Genomic DNA, 21,707 nt, shown 5'->3' with positions numbered 1-21,707 from the left:
GCGACCTGTGGTCGGCCGCTCGCTGTCGATTCAGAACAACTTCTGTCGACTCAGGACAACTCCTGTCGAGTCAGGGCGTTCCTGCCGCGAGTCAGTACATTCCTGCCGCGAGTCAGGACGACCTCGATCGAGTCAGGGCGCGGGCATCAGCCGGGTTCCCCGACGAGATCAGGCCATGCCGGCCCTGACCGGGCCACGCACGTCCTGACTCCACAGAGTTCGTCCTGACTCGGCGAGGATCGGCCTGACTCGGCGGCCTTGGTCTTGACGCGCGCAGGGTCCTGGCCGGCCGGCCCGTGGGCTGATCAGGCGGCGTGCACGAGCGGGGCCATGCCGGCCGACCGCTCCACGGCACCGGCGTCGCCGCACACGGCCAGCCAGTTGGCGAGGAGCCGGTGACCCCCCTCGGTCAGCACCGACTCCGGGTGGAACTGCACCCCGTGCAACGGCAGCTCGCGGTGCTGGAGGCCCATGACGACCCCGCTGGCGGTTGCCCCCGTGACCTCGAGCTCGGCCGGCACCGTGTGCGGCTCGACGGCGAGGGAGTGGTACCGCGTCGCCGTGAAGGGCGAACCCAGGCCGGCCAGCACGCCGACTCCCCGGTGCTCGACCTCGCTGGTCTTGCCGTGCATGAGCTCGGGCGCGTGGGAGACCGTGGCGCCGTAGACCTCGGCGAGGGCCTGGTGCCCGAGGCAGACGCCCAGCATCGGCGTCGTGGAGCGGGCGCAGGCCCGGATGACGTCCTCGGAGGCCCCCGCCTGCTTCGGCGTTCCCGGCCCCGGGGAGATCAGCACGCCGTCGAACGCTGTGCCGTCCTCGGTGCGGTAGCGCCCGTCGGCGTCCGGCTCGGGCACGGCGTCGTTGCGCACCACGGTGGTACGCGCGCCGAGCTGGTCCAGGTAGCCGACGATCGTGTAGACGAAGGAGTCGTAGTTGTCCACGACGAGGATGGAGGTCATGGTGCGTGCGCCTCGACGGTGTTGTCGTTGATGGGGACGTACTCGGAGAACCAGGGGAAGACCCACTCGAAGCAGACCCAGACGGCCGCGACGAAGAGCGCCAGGAGCAGGAGCGCCCGGAACCAGGCCGGACCCGGCAGGGCGCGCCACAACAGGCCGTACATCATCTCACCCCCGCGTCGTCGTCGGCCAGGGCCTGGATCTCGACCCCGGCGTCGAGGAGCTCCGCCGGGACCCCCTCGTCCACCGGCGCCCAGTAGTCCAGCTCGCCGTGCACGACGTAGCGCTGCGCCGCCGAGTACATCGGGTGGCACGCCGTCATCGTGAGGAAGCGCTGGGTCAGCTCGGGCAACGGTTCGCCCGGCCGCACGCCGGGGACCGGGGAGACGACCTCGACCTGGTTCGGCCAGACGATCTGCGACGAGGTCATCTTGTAGACGTACCAGGTGTCCCGGGTTCGCACGACGAGGGCGTCACCCTCTCGGAGATCGGCGATCTGGTGGAAGGGACGTCCGTAGGTGGTGCGGTGGCCCGCCATCGCGAAGTTGCCGAGCTCACCCGGGTTGGCGCTGTCCGGGTAGTGACCGATCCCGAGCCGGTCGAGCACGGTGGCCTTGTCGATGCCCTCGGCGATCGGCTCGACGTAGTCCGTGCCGAACCTGGGCACGTAGAACTGCGCGAACACCTCGGCGAACGCCGCGTCGTCGGCGGCGGGTGGCTCACCACGGTGCTCCGAGGCGACCGCCGGGCCCTCGGCAGCGGTGTTGCCGGACGGCACCTCCGCTGCTGGCGGCTCGGGCCAGTCGAGCTCGGCGAGCACCTGGCTGTGGATGCGCTCCGCCTGGACGTCCGTCCACCAGAGCTGCCACACGACGAACAGTCCGAGGACGACCCCTGCGGTGATGAGGAGCTCGCCGAAGACGCCGATCACGGTGCTGAACGCGCCGCCACGGCGCCCGGCCCCGGCCCCGGTCGCGTGCCTCACGAGAAGACGTCCGTTCCGTCGGGCACACCGGCGAACTGCAGGTCCTGGCCACCGGACGCCGCCGGCACCTCGATGCTCTCGACGGGGTCGGCGGCGTACCCGAGATCGATCCAGTCCACGTAGTCGCGGTAGATGGCGACGCCGGGGGAGGAGTCGAGCGCCGCCTGGAGCCGGTCGGGGTCCCCGACGGCCTCGACCACGTACGGCGGGGAGAACACCTTGCCGTGCAGCAGCATGATGTTCCCCGAGCACCGGAAGGCGCTGGTCGGCGTCACCCGCTCGCCCTGCAGCGTCATCGCCTCGGCGCCGCCGGCCCACAGGGCGTTGATGACGTGCTGGACATCCTGCTGGTGCACCACGAGGTCGTCGGCCGTGACGTTCTCGATGGACAACGAGGACGACGGCGCGTCCTCCAGGCTGACCCGCATGCCCGGACCCTCGACGGGCCAGGCTCCCGAGACGACGCCTTCCTCGGCCCGCAGCTCGGCGGGACGGCGCGGGACGTCCCCCGACACGGACGAGCTGAGCTCCTGGATCTGCGCGTCCAGCGCGGCGACCTCGTCGCTCAGGGCGGCGACACGGTCGGACTCCTCGGCGACGACGGCGGAGAGATCCTCGGCGTGCCGGCTCTCGCCACCGCGGCTGAGCTGTGCGCTGACCGTGAAGAGCACACCCGACAGCGCCAGGACCACCGCGACGGTGATCCCCGAGCGGATGCGTGGTGACACGGCGGGCCCCCTTCGTCATGATCGTGCCCGGAGCGGTGCTGCTGACCACTACGCTAGACGACGAACCGTCGTCGGCGTGCCGGGATCTCGTCCCGGACGTCGCATCATCGTCCTGACAGGAGCCGATCCGTGCCCGAGAAGTCCGAGAAGCCCCGCAAGAAGTCCGACGCCTCGGAGCCGTCCCTGCCGCACAAGGCCTCGGCCAACCCGCGCTGGCTCGTCCCGACGATGCTGACCCTCATGGTCGCCGGACTCGCCTGGATCGTCACCTACTACCTCACGAGCCAGGGCCTCGGCCTGCCGGTCCCCGCCCTGGGGAACTGGAACCTGCTCGTGGGCTTCGCGCTCATCATCGCCGGCTTCTCGCTGACGACCAGGTGGAAGTGACGCTGCTGTACAGGTGACACCGGTGTGATTCCACACCTGTGCATATCCCTGGGGACGACGGCGCGCGGGCCCCGACGGGGCCCGCGCTCAGAACAGCCCCAGCACTCCCGCTGCGGTCGGCACCGTCGAGTACTTCCACACCGCCGCCGCGACCAGGAGCACACCGACCGCGGTCGGCAGCGCCCAGCCCACCAGTCGCTGCCGCTCCCGGGGAGCGAGCGCGAAACCGGCTCCGAGGGCGAGGCCGACCACGAGCCCGCCCACGTGCGCCTGCCAGGCGATGTTGGGCAGCCACAGCGGCAGCGCCATGTTGATGGCGATCAGCACGACGATCTGTCCCGCGTTGCGACCGAGCCGTCGCAGCACCGGGATGATGGCGCCGAAGAGGCCGAAGACGGCTCCGGAGGCGCCGACCACGCCGACGTACCAGCTCTCCTGCAGAGGATCGGCGAGCAGCAGCACCCCGACCTGGCCGCCGACCGCGGCCAGCACGTAGAGCGCGATGAACCGGGCGCGCCCGAACGCCTGCTCGAGGAACGGCCCCACCAGCCACAGCGCGTACATGTTGAACAGGATGTGCAGCGGGGTCGTCGAGTGCAGGAACGCGGCCGTGAGGAAGCGCCAGGGCTCGACCTGACCGATCGCCGGCGAGAACGCCCACTGCTGGGTCCAGGCGCCCCCGGTGGCGAGCTGGAGGATCCAGCTCACCGCGCACAGGCCGATGATCGTCAGGGTGACGACCGGGCGACCTCCCCGCGCCGTCCCGCCGAACACGGTGCGCGCGCTGCGCGTGTTCCGCTGCGCCTCGGCGACGCAGTCGACGCACTGCACGCCGACGGCGGCCGGCCGCTGGCACTCGGGGCACGCCGGACGGCCGCACCGCTGGCAGCGCACGTAGGAGACGCGGTCCGGGTGGCGCGGGCAGACGGGAGGCGCGTCCGTCGGCGGACCCGACGGCGGGAGCGGCGGGGTGCTGATGTCGGGTCCTTCAGTCCTCGATCGTCACGCTCTGGATGACGACGTCCTCGACGGGACGGTCACCCGGTCGCGTCTGGGTGGTGTTGACGGCGTCCACCACGGCGCGGGACGCGTCGTCGGCCACCTCGCCGAAGATCGTGTGCTTGCCGTTCAGCCACGGCGTCTCGGCGGTCGTGATGAAGAACTGGGACCCGTTGGTCCCCTCGGCCGCACCGGTCACCGGGTTGCGCCGCTTGCCGGCGTTGGCCATCGCCAGCAGGTACTTGCGGTCGAACGAGAGCTCCGGGTGGATCTCGTCGTCGAAGGTGTAGCCCGGACCGCCGGTACCGGTGCCGAGCGGGTCCCCGCCCTGGATCATGAAGTTCTCGATGACGCGGTGGAAGATCACGCCGTCGTACAGCGGCTCGTTGCGCTCGGCGCCGGTCCGCGGGTCGGTCCACGGCGTCGTCCCGCGGGCCAGACCGACGAAGTTCGCGACGGTCTTCGGCGCGTGGTTCGGGAACAGCTCGAGGCGGATGTCACCAGCGGTGGTGTGGAGGGTTGCGAACATGGCACCCATCATGTCACCACCCGGGGAACGGGCGAGGCACCTGGCGTGTGACGCTGCGCCCTTCTACCAGGGGTGGCAGAGTGGGGCCATGGTGCAGACTCCCAAGATCGACCCCGCCAAGGTGAAGGACTCCACCGCGGAGGTCACGGCCGCGCTGTACGGCGCGGGCACCCGTGCCGCGGGCAGCGCCAAGGACGCCGCAGGTCAGGCCAAGGACTGGGCCGGGCCGCGCTACGACGCCTTCGTCGAGTGGCTCAGGCCACGCGCGGAGAAGGCGTGGTACGAGAGCGTCCAGGCTGCCGCACCCCGCGTGGAGGAAGCGGCCGGCAAGGCCGCACCGCTCGTCGACAAGACCCACGACAAGATCGTCGACGACTATCTCCCCCAGATCGTGACCGCGTTCAACGCCGCGGCCGCCAAGGCGGCGCTCACCGCGGAACAGGCCAACAAGGCCGCGAAGAAGGCCGCCGCGGCGGCCGAGAAGTCGGCGCGCAAGTCGCAGCGCCGGTCCCGCCGGCGCAAGACCGTCGGCTGGTCCGTCGTGCTCGGCGCTCTGGCGGCCGTCGGCTACGCCTTCTACCGCCGTGCCCAGCCGCAGAACGACCCGTGGGCCGAGCCGTGGGAGCAGTCCCGGACGCCGGACTTCGACGGTGTCGCGCGGGATGCCCGCCACGCGGTCGGTGACGCGGCCGAGGCCGTCGGCGAGGCCGCCGGCTCCGCCGTGGCCAAGGGTAAGGAGGCCGTCTCCGACGCCCGCGAGAAGGCCGCCTCCCGGACGTCCAAGTCCCGCCAGAAGGCGACCGAGGCGACCGGCGAGACGGCCGAGAAGTCCGGCGCGGCGGCAGCCACCGGTGCCGACAAGACCACAGGCTCCACCCCGAAGACGGGTGCGGCGGCAGCCACCGGTGCCGACAAGACCACAGGCTCCACCTCGAAGACCGGGTCCTCGACGAAGGCTGCCGAGGACGCGAAGAACTCCGCGGGCCAGGCATCGCCCGCCGAGGACAAGAAGGAGTAGTCGTCAGCTGATCCCCGACGACGACGAGAGCCCCCGTCCGCGACGGACGGGGGCTCTCGTGCTGTCTCGTGGGTGGAGCCAGGGGGACTCGAACCCCCAACCCCCTGCTTGCAAAGCAGGTGCGCTACCAATTGCGCCATGGCCCCTGGGGGTCGTCAGTCGAGCGAGTCGGTGACCTCGGTCCACAGGTCCCGGTCCGCGGCGTCCTCCGAGAGGCGGCGCCAGACGACGTAGCCGACGGTCGCGGACAGCAGGGCGACGACGATCTTCTTCACTTCGGACCTCCTCGTCGACCGTGGAGTGGGGCTAGGAGGACTTGAACCTCCGACCTCTTCCTTATCAGGGAAGCGCTCTAACCGTCTGAGCTATAGCCCCTCGCGGCACGTCCTCGGTGAGGGCGTGCAGCACGGAACATTACCGTACCGGCCCCACCGGTCCCAAACCGGAACCGGGGCGGCCGGGTGTGACGTCCGTCGCGCGGTGGTGACGGGTCGTCACTCGTCCGTCAGGGTGAGGTGCACACCGCCGACCAGGGCCGCGGTGATGTTGTACAGCATCGCCATGATGGTCGCGATGGCCGTGAAGAGGACGACGTTGACCAGGGCGATCAGGGTCGCCAGGGACAGCGTGCGCTCGAACTGGACGATCTGGGTGATGTCGACGGCCTGGGGCCCGAGCGTCGAGATGAGGAACTCCTGGATCGTGGCGAACGTCCCGATCGAGTTCAGCGAGTACCAGACGACGGCGGTCGCGACGACGGTCATGATCCCCAGGGCCACGGAGAGCAGGAACGCCAGCTTCATGATCGACCAGGGGTCGATCCTCGACACCGACAGGCGGACGCGACGCGGGCTGCCGAGGCCCTCGGGCCCGGCGACCGACGGCTGCGTGCCGGTCTGCGGCGACCCGTCGGCGGTCGGCGACTGCTGCGCGGTGCCGTGGACGCCACCCGCCGAGTAGTGCATCTCCGGGCGGGGTCCCGAGGACGTGCTGCTCGGCGGCGGGGGAGGTGCGGACGACCCGGTGGAGCTGCTGTCGTGCGACGCGGACGTGGACATCCCGGCCGAGGCGGCGGACGCGGCGGACTGGACCTTCTTGGCCGCCGTCCGCGCGGCGGCCAGGGCGACCGCGGCGGCCTTGACGGCACCGTTCTTGTCGGACGTCTCCACTGCGGGACCGGCGGCGGGCCGGTCCGAGGTCGACGCCGGGCGGCCGGCCGTCGGAGCCGGGTCGGACGTCGGAGCCGGGTCGGACGTCGGAGCCGGGTCGGACGTCGAGACCTCGTCGGCCGCCTGACCGTGCGTGGTCGGCTGGGCGGGCTCGGCCCGGTCGGCCCCGGCCGTGGACTCGCTGCGACCGTTCGTGGCGACGGACTCGCTGCGACCGTTCGGCGTCGAGGACTCCGACGTCTCGCCGGCCTCGTCAGGGGCGGTCGCGGAGGTCCCCGCGGCGGTGGCGGACGACGACTCCTTCGCCGTCCCGGACCCGTTCGTGGGCTCGCTGCTGTCGACCGGTGCGGTCGCGGAGGTGTCCGCCTTCGGCGTCGTCTTCTGGCTGACCATCAGATGTTCCCGTCCCCGGTCTCGTCCTGCTCCGGCGTGCCCGCCGTCGCCTCCTGCGTCGGCTCGACGTCGTCGGCCTCGTGTTCAACGCTAACCGACTCCGCCTCCGCGCGGCGCTCGACGTTCCGTGCGACGGCGATGATGCGGTCTCCTCTGTCCGGCTTTGCGAAGGTCACACCCTGCGTGGTGCGCCCCGTCAGGTTCACCTCGTCCACGCGGGAGCGGACGATCTTGCCCTTGGACATGATCACCAGCACCTCGGTGTCCGGTTCGGTGACGAGTGCCCCCACGAGGTCGCCGCGCGCCTCGACGAGGTTCGCCACCTTGATGCCGTAGCCGTTGCGACCCTGGAGACGGTACTCCTCGATCCGGGTGCGCTTGGCGAACCCGCCCTCGGTGACGACGAACAGGTCGGTGTCCGGCTCGACGACGTCGGCCGCGAGCAGCTCGTCGCCCGTCCGGAACTTCATGCCCGTCACGCCGGAGGTGGCGCGTCCCATCGGCCGGAGCGTGTCGTCGTCGGCCGCGAAGCGGATCGACTGGCCCTTCCGCGACACGAGGATCAGCTCGTCGTCGGCGTCGACCAGGCGTGCCGCGACGAGCTCGTCCGGGGTGCCGTCCTCGTCCGTGCGCAGGTTGATCGCGATGAGTCCGCCGCTGCGCGGGGAGTCGTAGTCGGTCAGCCGGGTCTTCTTGACCAGTCCACGCCGGGTCGCGAGCACCAGGTACTCGGCGTCGTCGTAGTCCCGCAGCGCCAGGACCTGGGCGATCTGCTCGCCCGGCTGGAAGGCGAGCAGGTTGGCCACGTGCTGGCCCTTGGCGTCGCGCGCGCCCTCGGGGATCTCGTACCCCTTGGCGCGGTAGACGCGGCCGGCGTCGGTGAAGAACAGCAGCCAGTGGTGCGTCGTGGTCACGAAGAAGTGGTCGACGATGTCGTCCTCGCGCAGCTGCGCCCCGCGGATCCCCTTGCCGCCGCGCCGCTGGGCCCGGTAGGAGTCGGTGCGGGTGCGCTTGGCGTACCCGCCGCGGGTGATCGTGACGACCACGTCCTCCTCGGGGATGAGGTCCTCGATGGACATGTCGCCGTCGAACGGCAGGATCTGCGTGCGGCGCTCGTCGCCCCAGCGCTCGACGACGGCGTCCAGCTCGTCGGCGACGATCGTCCGCTGCCGCTCGGGCCGGGCCAGGATGTCCTGGTAGTCGTCGATCTGCGCCTGCAGCTTGGCGTGCTCCTCCAGGATCTGCTGCCGCTCCAGGGCCGCGAGACGGCGCAGCTGCAGGGCCAGGATCGCGCTCGCCTGCTGCTCGTCGATGTCGAGCAGGTCCATGAGCCCGGAACGTGCCTGCTCGGCGTCCGGGGAGCGACGGATGAGGGCGATGACCTCGTCGAGGGCGTCGAGGGCCTTGAGGTAGCCCTCGTAGATGTGGATCTTGTCCTGGGCCTCGCGGAGCAGGAACTCGGTCCGGCGCCGCACGACCTCGATCTGGTGCGTCGTCCAGTGCCGCACGAACGCGTCGAGGCTCAGGGTGCGGGGCACGTCGTCGACGAGCGCGAGCATGTTCGCGCTGAAGTTCTCCTGCAGCGAGGTGTGCTTGTACAGGTTGTTCAGCACGACCTTCGCGACGGCGTCGCGCTTGAGCACGATGACCAGCCGCTGACCGGTGCGCCCCGAGGTCTCGTCCCGGATGTCGGCGATGCCGGCGATCCTGCCGTCGTTGACCAGGTCCGCGATCTTCGTGGCCAGGTTGTCCGGGTTGACCTGGTAGGGCAGCTCGGTGATGACCAGGCAGATCCGGTTCTGGATCTCCTCGACGTTGACCACGGCGCGCATCGTGATCGACCCGCGACCGGTGCGGTACGCCTCCTCGAGGCCCTGGGTCCCCAGGATCTGGGCGCCGGTGGGGAAGTCCGGCCCCTTGATGCGCTGGAGCAGCGCCTCGAGCAGCTCCTCCTTCGAAGCCTCGGGGTGGTCCAGGTGCCACCGCACGCCCGCGGCGACCTCCCGCAGGTTGTGCGGCGGGATGTTCGTCGCCATGCCGACGGCGATGCCGGCGGACCCGTTGACCAGCAGGTTCGGGATGCGCGAGGGCAGGACCGTCGGCTCCTGGGTGCGGCCGTCGTAGTTGTCCTGGAAGTCGACGGTGTCCTTCTCGATGTCCCGCACCATCTCCAGGGCGAGCGGGTCCATCTTGCACTCGGTGTACCGCGGGGCGGCCGCCGGGTCGTTGCCGGGGGAGCCGAAGTTCCCCTGGCCGGCCACCAGCGGGTAACGCATCGACCAGTCCTGCACGAGGCGGACCAGGGCGTCGTAGATCGCCGTGTCACCGTGCGGGTGGTACTTGCCCATGACGTCGCCGACGACGCGCGAGCACTTGGAGAACGAGCGGTCCGGCCGGTAGCCGCCGTCGTACATCGCGTACAGCACCCGCCGGTGGACCGGCTTGAGGCCGTCTCGCACGTCGGGCAGGGCACGCCCGACGATGACGCTCATCGCGTAGTCGAGGTAGCTGCGCTGCATCTCGAGCTGCAGGTCGACCTGCTCGATGCGTCCGTGCGCGATGGCCGTCAGGGCCTCCGGGGGACCGCCGTCGGCGCCCTCGGCCATGTCCGGGCCGGGAGTCTCGTCCGTCACCGTGAATCTGTTCCTTCCTGCGCCGCCGGGGCGCTGGTCCTGCCTCGATCACCCGATGTACAGGACGAGACGTCGCCCTGTACGTGCCGTCGTCGACTCAGATGTCGAGGAACCGGACGTCCTTGGCGTTGCGCTGGATGAAGCTGCGGCGGGACTCGACGTCCTCGCCCATGAGCACCGAGAAGATCTCGTCCGCCGCGGCCGCGTCGTCCATCGTGACCTGCAGCAACGTCCGGTGCTCGGGGTCCATCGTGGTGTCCCAGAGCTCGGAGTAGTCCATCTCGCCGAGGCCCTTGTACCGCTGGATGCCGTTGTCCTTCGGGATCCGCTTGCCGGCCGCCACGCCCTGCTCGAGGAACGCGTCGCGCTCCCGGTCCGAGTAGACGTACTCGTGCGGGGCGTTGGACCACTTGAGCCGGTAGAGCGGCGGCTGGGCCAGGTAGACGTGCCCGTGCTCGATGAGAGGGCGCATGTACCGGAACAGCAGCGTCAGCAGCAGGGTGCAGATGTGCTGGCCGTCGACGTCGGCGTCGGCCATGAGCACGATCTTGTGGTACCGCAGCTTGGCCAGGTCGAAGTCCTCGCCGATGCCGGTGCCGAACGCCGTGATGAGCGCCTGGACCTCGTTGTTCGACAGGGCCTTGTCCAGGCGCGCCCGCTCGACGTTGAGGATCTTGCCGCGGATCGGCAGGATCGCCTGGTGGTGCGGGTCGCGGCCGCGCACGGCCGAACCGCCGGCCGAGTCACCCTCCACGATGTAGATCTCGCACTCGTCGGGACGGTTCGACTGGCAGTCCTTCAGCTTGCCCGGCATGCCGCCGGAGCTGAGGATCCCCTTGCGGCGGGTGGCCTCGCGCGCCTTGCGGGCGGCGATGCGCGCCTGGGAGGCGGAGATCGCCTTGCGGATGATGTCGCGGCCCTCGTTCGGGTGCGCGTCGAACCAGTCCGTCAGGCGCTCCCGCACGATGCGCTGGACGAAGGTCTTCGCCTCGGTGTTGCCGAGCTTCGTCTTCGTCTGGCCCTCGAACTGGGGCTCGGCGAGCTTGACGCTGAGGACGGCGGTGAGCCCCTCGCGGATGTCGTCTCCGGTGAGGTTCTCGTCCTTGTCCTTGAGGATGGCCTTGTCCCGCGCGTAGGTGTTGACCAGGCTGGTCAGCGCCGCACGGAAACCCTCCTCGTGGGTACCGCCCTCGGTGGTGGAGATCGTGTTCGCGAACGTGTGGACCGACTCGCTGAACGCCGTCGTCCACTGCATCGCGATCTCGACCGAGACCTTGAGGTCCGTGTCCTCGGCCTCGAGGTCGATGATCTCGGGGTGGATGATGTCCGACTTCTTCGCGGTGTTGATGTGCGCGACGTAGTCCCGCAGCCCGCCGTCGTACTTGTACGTGACGGTGCGCACGGCACCCGCCGCGGACTCGGAGTCGTGCACCTCGTCGTCAGGCGAACCGGCCGTCTCGGCAGCGTCCCCGGTCGACCCCTCGCCGTCCAGGGCCGCGACGACCGCCCGCGAGTCGAGCGCGCCGGTCACCTCGTCGGGGCCCGAGACGTGCTCGGTGCGCTCGTCGGTCAGCGTGATGCGCAGGCCCTTGTTGAGGAACGCCATCTGCTGGAACCGCGCGCGCAGCGTCTCGAAGTCGTAGTCCGTCGTCTCGAAGATCGATGCATCGGCCCAGAACGTCTGCGTGGTGCCGGTGCGGTCCGTCTCGCCCAGACGCTGCAGCTCGCCCACCGGCGCACCGCCGTCGGCGAAGTCCTGCCGCCAGGCGTAGCCGTCGCGCTCGACCTCGGTGATCACGCGGCTGGACAGCGCGTTGACCACGGAGATGCCCACGCCGTGCAGACCGCCGGAGACGGCGTAGCCGCCGCCACCGAACTTGCCGCCGGCGTGCAGGATCGTCATGACGACCTCGACGGTGGGCCGCCCCTCGGTCGGGTGCATGGCCACCGGGATGCCACGCCCGTTGTCCCGGACGCGCACCCCGCCGTCGGCCAGCAGGGTCACGTCGATCCGGTCCGCGTGGCCGGCCAGGGCCTCGTCCACGGAGTTGTCCACGACCTCGTAGACCAGGTGGTGCAGACCGCGTTCACCGGTCGACCCGATGTACATGCCGGGTCGCTTGCGGACGGCCTCGAGTCCCTCGAGGACGGTGATGTTCCCGGCGTCGTAGCCGCCGTCGGATCGCTGAGCCACAGGCTGGAGCACTCCTCGTCGTCCATGCACGCGACAGGGCCACCCGGGTGGTGCCCGGGCTGCAGCACACAGGATTGACGCGCGGGGCGCCGGCTGCGGGTCGGTGCTCGTTCGTCCCGGGGCAGCCTCACGACCCGAGCAGCCGACGACCGGCCCGAGGGCCGGTCGTACGCCGTTGACACGAGCCCGGGAGGCGGCCCGGGAACATCTGCTCAGTCTACCGTGAAAGCGCAAGAAATAGCGGGTCCCACGTGTCTGGGCGTGTGGGTTCCCCCACGTTGTCCACAGGCGTTGTCCACATCGGTGGTTGCTCGGGCCAACATCGCTCGCCCGGGTCAGCCGTAGGTGTCGCCCGGACCCGGTCCGCGCACCGTCCGACGGCCGCGCCGGAAGCTCGGACCCGACGGCCCGAGGACCGTCACCTGCTCCACGACGCCCTCACCGACCTCCTCGGCCAGCCGGCGCAGCAGGGTCGGCACGAGCAGCCGCACCTGCGTGGCCCACGCCGTGGAGTCGGTGCGCACCACCAGCACCTTGTCCTCGAACGTCTCGGGCGTGCAGTGGTCGGCCACCTGGGCGCCGACGATCTCGCGCCAGCGCCCGACGACGCCCCCGACCGACACCTCGGCCGTCCAGCCCTTGTCCCGCAGCAACCGCCCCACGACGTCCGACATCAGCTGCGGGTCGCGCGCGTTGGGGCCCTTGCCCTGGTCCTTCCGTGGTTCGGCCAGGGGGGAGCGCCGCGCGGGGGAGCCGGGCCGCAGTCCCTTGGCGCGGGCTGCTGCCTTGGCACGGTTGAGCGCCTCGCGCGCCACCTCCGAGGGCGGGGTGAGGTCGGTGCGGTCGACCACCGGCCGCGGATCACGGGGCCGTGGCTCGTCGTCGTCCGCCGGCTCCCGGGCGAGACCGTGCTCAGACACGCTCGACCCGACCCTCGGCGACCTCGAAGCGGGCCCCGAGCAGTCGTTCCGGAACGTCACCGGGCACGGCCGCCGTGACCAGCACCTGACGGGCCTCGACCACGAGCTCCGCGAGCCGTTCACGACGCCGGACGTCCAGCTCGGCGAACACGTCGTCCAGGATCAGCACGGGGTCGGCGTCCGAGCCGTGGTCCGGGTCCCAGAAGACGTCGTCGGGCGCCGACGGCTCACCCCCGCCCAGGAGCCGGAACGAGGCGAGCCGCAGCGCCAGGGCGAACGACCACGACTCCCCGTGGCTGGCGTACCCCTTGGCCGGCAGCCCGCCGAGCGTGAGCTCCAGGTCGTCCCGGTGCGGGCCCACGAGGCTCTGGCCCCGGTCGATCTCGGCCGCCCGGCGCTCCTCGATCGCGGCGAGCATGAGCTTCTCGAGCTCGTCCGCGGGGACGGGGGCGCCGTCGCCCGCCACCACCGTGGACCGGTACACCAGCTCGGCGGCGCTGTCCGCATCGCTGACCTGCTCGTACGCGGTCGCCACCAGCGGCCCCAGGGCACGCACGAGCGCCGTGCGCCAGGCCAGCACCTGCCCGCCGAGCTGGGCGAGCCGGCCGTCCCACACCTCGAGGGTGGAGGTGTCCACGTCCCGCCCGCCGGCGCGGTGGCCCCGCAGCGACTTCAGCAGCGCCGAGCGCTGGCGGAGCACCCGCTCGTAGTCGGCGAGGACCCCGGCCGCGCGGGGCAGGAGCTGGACCACGAGCTGGTCGAGGAAGCGCCGGCGCCCCTCAGGGTCACCCTTGACCAGCGCGAGGTCCTCCGGGGCGAACAGCACCGTGCGCAGGATGCCGAGGACGTCGCGGGCACGACCGAGCTGACCGCGGTTGATGCGCGCGCGGTTGGCCTTGCCGGCGGTGATCTCGAGCTCGACGGTCGAGGCGCGGTCCCCCCGCACGACGCGTGTGCGCACCACGGCACGCTGTGCGCCGGCGCGGATCAGCGGGGTGTCGTTCGGGACCCGGTGGCTGCCCAGCGTGGCCACGTACCCGACGGCCTCGACCAGGTTCGTCTTGCCCCGCCCGTTGCGCCCCACGAACGCGTTCGGTCCGGGCTCCAGCTCGACGTCGACGGTCTCGTAGGACCGGAAGTCGAGGAGGGAGAGGTGCGAGACGTACATGACTCCAGTGTGGCGGGACTACTCGGCGGACGGTCTGACCGCGTGCCCGCCGAACTGCTGACGCAGCGCGGCGACGGACTTCATCGCGGGCGACTCGGGCTGGCGCGAGGAGAACCGCGCGAACAGCGCCGCCGAGATCACGGGCAGCGGCACGGCGTTGTCGATCGCCTCGTCGACGGTCCACCGACCCTCGCCGGAGTCCTCCACCCAGTCGTCGATGGCCTCGAACCGGGGGTCGTGCTCCAGCGCGCGGACCATGAGGTCCAGCAGCCAGGAGCGGACGACGGTGCCGCGCTGCCAGGCGCGCATCGTGCCGTGCACGTCGGTGATCAGGCCCTTCTTGGCCGCCAGCAGCTCGTAGCCCTCGGCGTAGGCCTGCATCAGGCCGTACTCGATCCCGTTGTGGACCATCTTGGCGTAGTGGCCGGCTCCCACCGGCCCCGCGTGCACGAAGCCTTCCTCCCGCGGTCCCTCGGGACGCAGGGCGTCGAAGACGGGCATGAGCTCGGCGACGTCGTCGTCGCCGCCGCCGCACATCAGGCCGTAGCCGTTCTCCAGACCCCAGACGCCGCCGGAGACGCCGACGTCGACGTACCCGACGCCACGCTCGGCGAGCTCGGCCGCCCGTGCCTGGTCCTCGGCGTAGTGCGAGTTGCCACCCTCGACGACGACGTCGCCCTCGCCCAGGAGTCCCGCCAGCTCGCCGAGGACGTCGCGGGTGGGGTCGCCGGCCGGCACCATCACCCACACCACGCGCCGCGGACCGGGCAGCGCGTCGACCAGCGCGGCGAGCGACTCGACGTCGGACACCTCGGGCCGGGGGTCGAACCCGGTCACCTCGATCCCGGCGCGGCGCAGCCGTTCGCGCATGTTGGCGCCCATCTTGCCCAGACCGACGAGACCCATGTGGGTGACCATGTGGAAAACCTCCGGAAGTGCGTCGCTGCGAGCGTACGTGGTGGGGCGCGCGGACGCGCGGGAAGCCGGACCGGGCGGGCGGCTACTCGGCCGGTGACGCCGGCCCGGTCGTCAGGAGGAGAACCGGATGGGTACCAGGAGGTACCGGTACTCGGACGAGTCCTCGCCGTCCAGCGACTCCTGCCCGGTGAACTCCACCGGCTTGTTCGGGTGCGTGAACGACATCCGCACGAAGTCCGTGCCGAGCGCTCCGAGCCCGTCGAGGAGGAACTGCGGGTTGAACGCCACCTGGATGTCCTCGCCGACCAGGACGGCCTCCAACGCCTCGGACGCCTGCGCGTCGTCGCCCTGGCCGGCGTCGAGCACCACCTGGCCCTCCGAGAAGGCCAGCCGGATCGGGGTGTTGCGCTCCGCCACCAGGGAGACGCGCTTGGCCGCGTCGATGAGCGCCTGGGTCGGGACCACCGCGTGGATCGGGGTGGCGTCGGGGAAGAGCCGGCGCACCGCGGGGTAGTCGCCGTCCACGAGCTGGGAGGTGGTGTGCCGGCCGCCGGCCTCGAACCCGATCAGGTCGACGCCCTCGCCGGTGGACAGCCCGACGTTGACGAGGCCGCCGCCGGAACCGAGCGACTTGGCGACGTCGTTGAGGGTCCGCGCCCGGACCAGCGCGACGGCGCTGAACCCAGGGGTCGCGGGGGTCCAGGTGAGTTCGCGCAGCGCCAGCCGGTACCGGTCGGTGGCGAGCAGCGTGATGCGCTCACCCTCGATCTCCATGCGCACACCCGTGAGCAGCGGCAGCGTGTCGTCCCGGCTCGCCGCGACGCTGACCTGAGCGACGGCGTGCGTGAGGGCGTCGCCCGCGACGGTGCCGCTCAGCTCGGGCATGGCGGGCAGGGCCGGGTAGTCCTCGACCGGCATGGTCAGCAGCGTGAAGCGCGAGGCCCCGCAGGTCAGGACCACCTTGTTGCCCTCGACCGTCACGTCGACCGGCTTGCTCGGCAGCGCGCGGGAGATCTCGGCGAGGAGTCGGCCGGAGACCAGCACGGTGCCCGGTTCGGACACCTCGGCCGCGATCTCGGAACGGGCGGAGACCTCATAGTCGAAGCTCGCCAGCACGATGGAGCCGGCGGCGTCCGCCTCGATGCGCACACCGGCGAGCACGGGTGCGGGCGGCCGCGTGGGCAGGGTGCGGGCCGTCCAGGTCACGGCCTCGGCCAGGACGTCGCGCTCGACGCGGAACTTCATCCCACTCCTCGGGGCTCTCGTGCGGGTGGGGGCGGAGGTCTCGGCTGGTGGGGACCGAACCGCCCGTGGCCAAACACTACCGTGCCGCGGCCGCTCCGGTCCGCTCACCAGCAAGGGGTCGTCCGGCCCATGAAGGCGGAGGGGTCATCTGCAGAGAGAACACGTTCATCGTCGTCATAGGGCTTGTGGATTCTGTTGACGAACGCCGTTGCCGCAGGTCAGGGCGCTTGCAGCCGTGTGGAGACGGCTGGGGGCGAACCTGTGGGCAACCGGGGTCGCCTGGGGACGGCGGATTCTTTCCCCACAGGCGTCCACCGACGGAAGGGTGTTCGTCCACCGCGCTGACGGCGTGTTCCACAGGCGTCCACAGCAGAGTCCACAGGCGTGCTGCGGCGCTGGTCGGACCGGGGCCGAGTTGTCCACCACGCGGGTCCACAGCATGGGGACGACGCGGGTGAGGATCCCGTCGTCCCGGGGCAGTGCCTGTGGGCAACCCTGTGCACGGCCGTTGTCCACAGCTGTCCACAGGCCTGTGGAGAGGTGGGTTCAGCCGCGGTGCTGCTGCTTGATGCGGCTCGTGAGCTCGGTGACCTGGTTGTAGGTCGACCGGCGCTCGGCCATCTGACCGGCGATCTTCTTGTTCGCGTGCATGACCGTGGTGTGGTCGCGGCCGCCGAACTGCTGGCCGATCTTCGGCAGGGAGAGGTCGGTCAGCTCACGGCACAGGTACATGGCGATCTGCCGGGCCGTCACGAGGACCCGGGACCGGGACGACCCGCACAGGTCGTCGATCGTCAGGCCGAAGTAGGCGGCGGTCTGGGCGATGACGACGGCCGGGGTGATCTCGGTGGCCTGGTCGTCGTCGGTGATGAGGTCCTTGAGGACGATCTCGGCCAGGGCGAGGTCGACCTGCTGCTTGTTGAGGTTCGCGAAGGCGGTCACCCGGATCAGCGCGCCCTCGAGCTCACGGATGTTGGTGGAGATGCGCGAACCGATGTAGCTGAGGACGTCGGCCGGCACGTCCAGGCGTTCGCTCGCGGCCTTCTTGCGCAGGATCGCGATCCGCGTCTCGAGGTCCGGCGGCTGGACGTCGGTGATCAGGCCCCACTCGAACCGGGACCGCAGCCGGTCCTCGAAACCGTCGAGCTGCTTGGGCGGGACGTCGGACGTGATGACGACCTGCTTGTCGGCGTTGTGGAGCGCGTTGAAGGTGTGGAAGAACTCCTCCATCGTCTGTTCCTTGCCCTGCAGGAACTGGATGTCGTCGATGAGCAGGACGTCGACGTCCCGGTACCTGCGCTGGAAGGCACCGGTCCGGCCCTCACCGATGGAGTTGATGAAGTCGTTCGTGAACTCCTCGGAGTTCACGTACCGCACCCGCACGTGCGGGTAGAGGTTGTTCGCGTAGTGCCCGATGGCGTGCAGCAGGTGCGTCTTGCCGAGCCCCGAGTCGCCGTAGATGAACAGGGGGTTGTACGCCTTGGCGGGTGCCTCGGCGACCGCGACGGCCGCGGCGTGGGCGAAGCGGTTGGAGGAGCCGATGACGAAGGACTCGAAGATGTACTTCGGGTTCAGCCGCGTGGGTTCGCTGTCCGCCGGGCGCTCGTCCGGCAGCCGGCCCGGGGGAGGGCCCGGCGTCGTCCGCTCGGGTTCCTCCATGCTCGGGGGCGGCGTGTAGTCCTGCGCCGGGCCCGTGAGGGCCTCGTGGCTCAGCTCGGGGTCGACCGTGATCCCGAAACGGGTGTCGCGTCCGAGGGTCGCCGACATGGCCGAGACCAGCTGGTCGCGCACGCTCGTCTCGAGGTACGTGCGCGTCTGCTCGTGCGGCACCGCGATGAACACGGTGTCGTCGAGGATCGCCATGGGCTTGGCCAGCTTGATGAACGCGAGCTGGCGTGCACTCATGTCGGGCCGTGCCTCGAGGGTCGCCAACGTCTGGTTCCAGACGTCGGTGATGTTCTCGTCGGGCTGTGGCACGGTGTCCTCCGGACTGTTCGCGAGCGGTGTCCACATAGTTTTCCACACCCTGTGGAGCCTGTGGACATCGGTGTGGACGATGAGGCCGGACCGTCCGTCCGTGTCGCCGTCGTCACGTCGGGAGCAGTTGACCTGACGGTGTCGGACGGCGTAACGTCGGACAGCCGTTCCAGGTACTTTTGCGCGCCTTCTTCCGGGCGCGAGCCTCGGGTCGGCTCGGTCGACACACTGCCTCGGCAGGTGTTGACCTGCAACCTGACCGACATCGTCGAGGAACTGACGGTGTACCTCCCCGACGTTTCTTGGAGTACCTCGTGAGCAAGCGGACCTTCCAGCCGAACAACCGCCGTCGCGCGAAGACCCACGGCTTCCGTCTGCGCATGCGCACCCGCGCCGGCCGCAGCATCCTGGGCAACCGCCGCCGCAAGGGCCGCGCGCAGCTCTCCGCCTGAGCCATGCTTCCCGCGGCGCACCGCATGCGCCGTTCCGTCGACTTCGAACGGGCGGTGCGCCGCGGCGCGCGCGCAGGCCGATCGACCGTGGTCGTCCACCTCTCCCGGGATCCGGAGAGGGGCGGGGGACCGCTGGTCGGTCTTGTCGTGTCCAAGGCTGTGGGCAATGCGGTTCGTCGCAACCTCGTCAAGCGCCGGCTGCGCAGCATCGCCGCCGGTCAGCTCTCGCGCGTCCCGGAGGACTCGCTCGTCGTCCTGCGGGCGCTGCCGCGCGCCGCGACGGCTGAGTACGCCCGCCTCGAGCGGGACGTCATGAGCGCGACGTCCACGGTCCTCCGACGCCTCGAGGAGCCGGTGCGATGAGCAGCACCGTGCTGTCCCGGAGCCGTGAGCTGATCCGCACGCTGCCCACCGCGGTACTCGTCGGAGCGATCCGCGTCTACCAGGCGGTCGTGTCACCGTGGACGGGACCGACCTGCAAGTACTACCCCTCCTGCTCGCAGTACGCGGTGGTGGCGCTCCGGCGCCACGGGCCGTTGCGCGGCACCGGGATGGCCCTGTGGAGGATTCTGCGGTGCAACCCGTGGAGCCTGGGCGGCGTCGACGACGTGCCGCCTGCTCGTGAGCACGAGCACCGCGGCGCCCACACGCACTGACATCCCGGGAGCGCGCCGCCCGGAGCCGCTTTTCGACAGAGGAGACATATGGGGTTTTTCGACACCATCCTGTACCCCATCCAATGGGTCGTGGCCTGGATCATGTACGGGTCGCACCAGATGTTCATGGCTCTGGGCATGCAGCCGGGACCGAGCTTCGCCTGGGTCCTATCCATCGTCGCCCTGGTGATCGTCATCCGGATCCTGCTGATCCCGCTGTTCTTCAAGCAGATCAAGGCGTCCCGCGGGATGCAGATGATGCAGCCGGAGCTGCAGGCCATCCAGAAGAAGTACAAGGGCAAGACCGACCCCTCGTCGCGTGAGGCCATGGGTCGCGAGACGATGGAGCTCTACCGCAAGCACGGCACCAACCCGATGGCGTCGTGCATGCCGATCCTGCTGCAGTCGCCGATCTTCTTCGCGCTGTTCCGCCTGCTCTACAACCTGGGCAACATCGCTGCCGGCACGCAGGACCCCATCGGTCCGATCGACCAGCCGGTCGCCGCCGACATTGAGAACTCCGCCCTCTTCGGCGCGAAGCTCTCGGACGTCTTCCTGCAGACGGACGACTGGGGCGTCCGCCTCGTCATCCTGTTCCTCATCGTGGCGATGAGCGCGACCACGTTCTTCACGCAGCGCCAGCTGACGATGAAGAACATGCCGAAGGCCGCGCTCGAGGGGCCGATGGCGAACACGCAGAAGATCCTGCTCTACATGCTGCCGCTGATCTTCCTGATCTCCGGCGTCAACTTCCCCGTGGGTGTGCTGATCTACTGGACCACGACGAACCTGTGGTCGATGGGCCAGCAGTTCTACACGATCAAGCGCATGCCGGCCCCGGGTTCGGAGGCGGAGCGTCTGCTCAAGGAGAAGCGCGCGGCCAAGGCGGCGAAGAAGGGGATCCTCCCGGAGGAGGAGAAGACCCCCGAGCCGCCGAAGCCGCAGGGCCAGCGCCAGCAGCCGGTGAGCAAGAGCCGCCAGAAGAAGAAGAGGAAGAAGTGAGGTCTGCGCGATGACCACGGACACGACGCCCGAGGGCTCCTCCGATCTCGTCACCCGTCTCGAGGAGGAGGGCGAGATCGCGGCCGACTACCTCGAGGAGTTCCTCGACATCGTCGACCTGGACGGTGACATCGATCTGGACATCAAGCACGACCGCGCGATCGTCGAGGTCGTCTCGGACGACGGCCCCGAGTCGCTCGAGGTGCTGGTCGGCGGCGACGGTGCGGTGCTGGACGCCCTGCAGGACCTGACCCGCCTCGCGGTGCAGGCCCGGACGGGGGAGCGCAGCCGGTTGATGCTGGACATCGCCGGGTTCCGCGCCGGCCGCCGGGGCCAGCTCGAGCGACGGGCGGAGGAAGCGATCCAGCAGGTGCGCCGGTCGGGGGAGGCGCTCTCGCTGGAGCCCATGAACGCGTTCGAACGGAAGGTCGTCCACGACGCCGTGGCGGCCGCGGGGCTGGTGAGCGACTCGGCCGGCGCTGATCCCCAGCGCCACGTCGTGGTGCACCCGGAGGCGTCGGCCTCCTCGTGATCGGTGACGAGAGCCCGTCGTTTCACGTGAAACGACGGGCTCTCGTCGTGTCCGGACCCGGTGGGCGGGGCGCCGCCGGGCCGGGGCGCGAGGCGCCCCGGAATCGTCAGGTGAGCGGAAGGTGCCAGGATGGGCGACATGACAGATGGCGACGAGGTGCTGGGTACCGGAGCTGCGGTGCGTGACTACTTCGGAGATCGATACGAGGTCGTGGCGGAGTACGCGCGGCGCCTGCGCGACGAGGGCGAGCTGCGCGGTCTGATCGGACCGCGTGAGGTCGACCGGCTGTGGGAGCGGCACATCCTGAACTCCGCGGCCGTGGTGCCCTTCCTGTCCTCGGCGTCGACCGTCGCGGACATCGGCTCCGGGGCGGGCCTGCCCGGCATCGTCGTCGCGATCATGCGGCCGGATGCCGAGGTCTTCCTGGTCGAACCCATGGAACGCCGCACGACGTGGCTGACCGAGGTGTCGCAGGACCTCGGGCTCGAGAACGTCGTGGTCAAGCACGGGCGTGCGGAGGAGTACGACGGCGCGTTCGAGGTGGATGCTGTGACCTCCCGCGCCGTCGCTGCCCTGTCGAAGCTGGCGCGGCTGTCCCTGCCCCTCGTGCGCCCGGGCGGGGAGATGGTGGTCCTCAAGGGCCGGAGCGTCGAGCGGGAGATCGAGCCGGCGCGGAAGGTTCTGCGGAAGTTCAAGGCATCCGAGCCCGAGATCCTCGAGGGTCGGACGGTCGAGGGGGCCGAACCGACCACGGTCGTCCGTATCCGTCGCCGCTGAGTGTCATCACCGCGGCACGGGCGCCGCGTGGTCCAGTGCGCGTCCCGATGCCGGTGTGCCGTCCGG

The 21,707-nt window shown here is 70.4% G+C and carries 23 protein-coding genes and 2 tRNA genes; 8 read left to right on the top strand and 17 right to left on the bottom strand.

What is annotated here, in order from left to right; translation table 11 throughout:
- Positions 1-305: 305 nt before the first annotated feature.
- The 4 genes from Q6347_RS01350 to Q6347_RS01335 are packed head-to-tail and all read right to left on the bottom strand — an operon-like array spanning position 306 to position 2,672.
- A complete protein-coding gene (locus Q6347_RS01350; protein WP_171246688.1) occupies positions 306-959 on the bottom strand; it encodes an aminodeoxychorismate/anthranilate synthase component II in 654 nt (217 codons plus the stop codon).
- On the bottom strand, positions 956-1,123 hold the full coding sequence (locus Q6347_RS01345; RefSeq protein ID WP_171246687.1) for a hypothetical protein: 168 nt from the start codon (positions 1,121-1,123) through the stop codon (positions 956-958). The genes Q6347_RS01350 and Q6347_RS01345 overlap by 4 nt, the downstream gene beginning before the upstream one ends.
- The gene (locus tag Q6347_RS01340; RefSeq protein ID WP_304606440.1) at positions 1,123-1,944 is read right to left on the bottom strand and encodes a class E sortase; all 822 of its coding nucleotides are present in this window, start codon (positions 1,942-1,944) and stop codon (positions 1,123-1,125) included. The genes Q6347_RS01345 and Q6347_RS01340 overlap by 1 nt, the downstream gene beginning before the upstream one ends.
- Positions 1,941-2,672, bottom strand: coding sequence for a DUF881 domain-containing protein (locus Q6347_RS01335; protein WP_304606439.1), 732 nt, complete (start codon positions 2,670-2,672; stop codon positions 1,941-1,943). The genes Q6347_RS01340 and Q6347_RS01335 overlap by 4 nt, the downstream gene beginning before the upstream one ends.
- Before the next feature lie 129 nt (positions 2,673-2,801).
- Here Q6347_RS01335 and Q6347_RS01330 point away from each other — a divergent pair, with 129 nt between their 5' ends.
- Complete coding sequence (locus Q6347_RS01330) at positions 2,802-3,059, top strand: cell division protein CrgA (RefSeq protein WP_304606438.1); 258 nt, start codon at positions 2,802-2,804, stop codon at positions 3,057-3,059.
- Between the two features lie 87 nt (positions 3,060-3,146).
- On the opposite strand, the gene Q6347_RS01325 is transcribed toward Q6347_RS01330, so the two are convergent.
- Together Q6347_RS01325 and Q6347_RS01320 are read right to left on the bottom strand one after the other, a co-directional pair.
- A complete protein-coding gene (locus Q6347_RS01325) occupies positions 3,147-3,890 on the bottom strand; it encodes a rhomboid family intramembrane serine protease (RefSeq protein WP_369810789.1) in 744 nt (247 codons plus the stop codon).
- Positions 3,891-4,047: 157 nt separating this feature from the next.
- The gene (locus tag Q6347_RS01320) at positions 4,048-4,587 is read right to left on the bottom strand and encodes a peptidylprolyl isomerase (protein WP_171246683.1); all 540 of its coding nucleotides are present in this window, start codon (positions 4,585-4,587) and stop codon (positions 4,048-4,050) included.
- A gap of 88 nt (positions 4,588-4,675) precedes the next feature.
- Here Q6347_RS01320 and Q6347_RS01315 point away from each other — a divergent pair, with 88 nt between their 5' ends.
- On the top strand, positions 4,676-5,605 hold the full coding sequence (locus tag Q6347_RS01315) for a hypothetical protein (protein WP_304606437.1): 930 nt from the start codon (positions 4,676-4,678) through the stop codon (positions 5,603-5,605).
- A gap of 73 nt (positions 5,606-5,678) precedes the next feature.
- On the opposite strand, the gene Q6347_RS01310 is transcribed toward Q6347_RS01315, so the two are convergent.
- From Q6347_RS01310 to dnaA, 11 genes are all read right to left on the bottom strand, one after another.
- Positions 5,679-5,751 (bottom strand) — tRNA-Ala (locus Q6347_RS01310).
- Positions 5,752-5,760: 9 nt separating this feature from the next.
- On the bottom strand, positions 5,761-5,880 hold the full coding sequence (locus Q6347_RS01305; protein WP_304606436.1) for a DLW-39 family protein: 120 nt from the start codon (positions 5,878-5,880) through the stop codon (positions 5,761-5,763).
- 26 nt (positions 5,881-5,906) lie between these two features.
- Positions 5,907-5,980: transfer RNA gene (locus tag Q6347_RS01300), tRNA-Ile, on the bottom strand.
- 119 nt (positions 5,981-6,099) lie between these two features.
- Positions 6,100-7,167, bottom strand: a complete 1,068-nt coding sequence (locus tag Q6347_RS01295) for a DUF3566 domain-containing protein (RefSeq protein WP_304606435.1) — start codon at positions 7,165-7,167, stop codon at positions 6,100-6,102.
- Positions 7,167-9,773, bottom strand: a complete 2,607-nt coding sequence (gene gyrA, locus Q6347_RS01290; RefSeq protein ID WP_304606872.1) for a DNA gyrase subunit A — start codon at positions 9,771-9,773, stop codon at positions 7,167-7,169. Before gyrA ends, Q6347_RS01295 begins: the two co-directional genes overlap by 1 nt.
- 124 nt (positions 9,774-9,897) lie before the next feature.
- Positions 9,898-11,994, bottom strand: coding sequence for a DNA topoisomerase (ATP-hydrolyzing) subunit B (gyrB, locus tag Q6347_RS01285; RefSeq protein WP_304606434.1), 2,097 nt, complete (start codon positions 11,992-11,994; stop codon positions 9,898-9,900).
- A gap of 335 nt (positions 11,995-12,329) precedes the next feature.
- Positions 12,330-12,845, bottom strand: coding sequence for a DUF721 domain-containing protein (locus Q6347_RS01280; protein ID WP_304603094.1), 516 nt, complete (start codon positions 12,843-12,845; stop codon positions 12,330-12,332).
- Between the two features lie 61 nt (positions 12,846-12,906).
- Positions 12,907-14,082, bottom strand: a complete 1,176-nt coding sequence (recF, locus tag Q6347_RS01275; protein ID WP_304602980.1) for a DNA replication/repair protein RecF — start codon at positions 14,080-14,082, stop codon at positions 12,907-12,909.
- An 18-nt stretch (positions 14,083-14,100) separates the two neighbouring features.
- Positions 14,101-15,000: a phosphogluconate dehydrogenase (NAD(+)-dependent, decarboxylating) gene (gnd, locus tag Q6347_RS01270; protein WP_304606433.1), complete on the bottom strand. Its 900-nt coding sequence runs from the start codon at positions 14,998-15,000 to the stop codon at positions 14,101-14,103.
- A 111-nt stretch (positions 15,001-15,111) separates the two neighbouring features.
- A complete protein-coding gene (dnaN, locus tag Q6347_RS01265; RefSeq protein WP_304602982.1) occupies positions 15,112-16,245 on the bottom strand; it encodes a DNA polymerase III subunit beta in 1,134 nt (377 codons plus the stop codon).
- Between the two features lie 546 nt (positions 16,246-16,791).
- Positions 16,792-18,222, bottom strand: a complete 1,431-nt coding sequence (gene dnaA, locus Q6347_RS01260; protein ID WP_171246677.1) for a chromosomal replication initiator protein DnaA — start codon at positions 18,220-18,222, stop codon at positions 16,792-16,794.
- A gap of 314 nt (positions 18,223-18,536) precedes the next feature.
- Here dnaA and rpmH point away from each other — a divergent pair, with 314 nt between their 5' ends.
- The 6 genes from rpmH (at position 18,537) to rsmG (ending at position 21,641) form a co-directional block, all read left to right on the top strand.
- Positions 18,537-18,674 (top strand): 50S ribosomal protein L34, encoded by a 138-nt coding sequence (gene rpmH, locus Q6347_RS01255; RefSeq protein ID WP_171246676.1) that lies wholly within the window; start codon positions 18,537-18,539, stop codon positions 18,672-18,674.
- 3 nt (positions 18,675-18,677) lie between these two features.
- Complete coding sequence (gene rnpA / locus Q6347_RS01250) at positions 18,678-19,037, top strand: ribonuclease P protein component (RefSeq protein ID WP_304602983.1); 360 nt, start codon at positions 18,678-18,680, stop codon at positions 19,035-19,037.
- Complete coding sequence (gene yidD, locus Q6347_RS01245; protein ID WP_171246674.1) at positions 19,034-19,330, top strand: membrane protein insertion efficiency factor YidD; 297 nt, start codon at positions 19,034-19,036, stop codon at positions 19,328-19,330. Before rnpA ends, yidD begins: the two co-directional genes overlap by 4 nt.
- 48 nt (positions 19,331-19,378) lie before the next feature.
- Positions 19,379-20,332, top strand: coding sequence for a membrane protein insertase YidC (gene yidC, locus Q6347_RS01240; protein WP_304602984.1), 954 nt, complete (start codon positions 19,379-19,381; stop codon positions 20,330-20,332).
- A 10-nt stretch (positions 20,333-20,342) separates the two neighbouring features.
- The gene (locus tag Q6347_RS01235; RefSeq protein WP_171246672.1) at positions 20,343-20,864 is read left to right on the top strand and encodes a R3H domain-containing nucleic acid-binding protein; all 522 of its coding nucleotides are present in this window, start codon (positions 20,343-20,345) and stop codon (positions 20,862-20,864) included.
- A gap of 129 nt (positions 20,865-20,993) precedes the next feature.
- Entirely contained in the window at positions 20,994-21,641 is a 648-nt protein-coding gene (gene rsmG, locus Q6347_RS01230; RefSeq protein WP_304606432.1) for a 16S rRNA (guanine(527)-N(7))-methyltransferase RsmG, read from the top strand.
- The last annotated feature ends 66 nt before the right edge of the window (positions 21,642-21,707 follow it).

The sequence above is a fragment of the Isoptericola sp. b408 genome (assembly GCF_030588085.1).
Lineage (GTDB): Bacteria > Actinomycetota > Actinomycetes > Actinomycetales > Cellulomonadaceae > Isoptericola > Isoptericola sediminis.
Note: the sequence above shows the minus strand (reverse complement) of the source record. Positions and strands in the feature narration are given on the sequence as shown.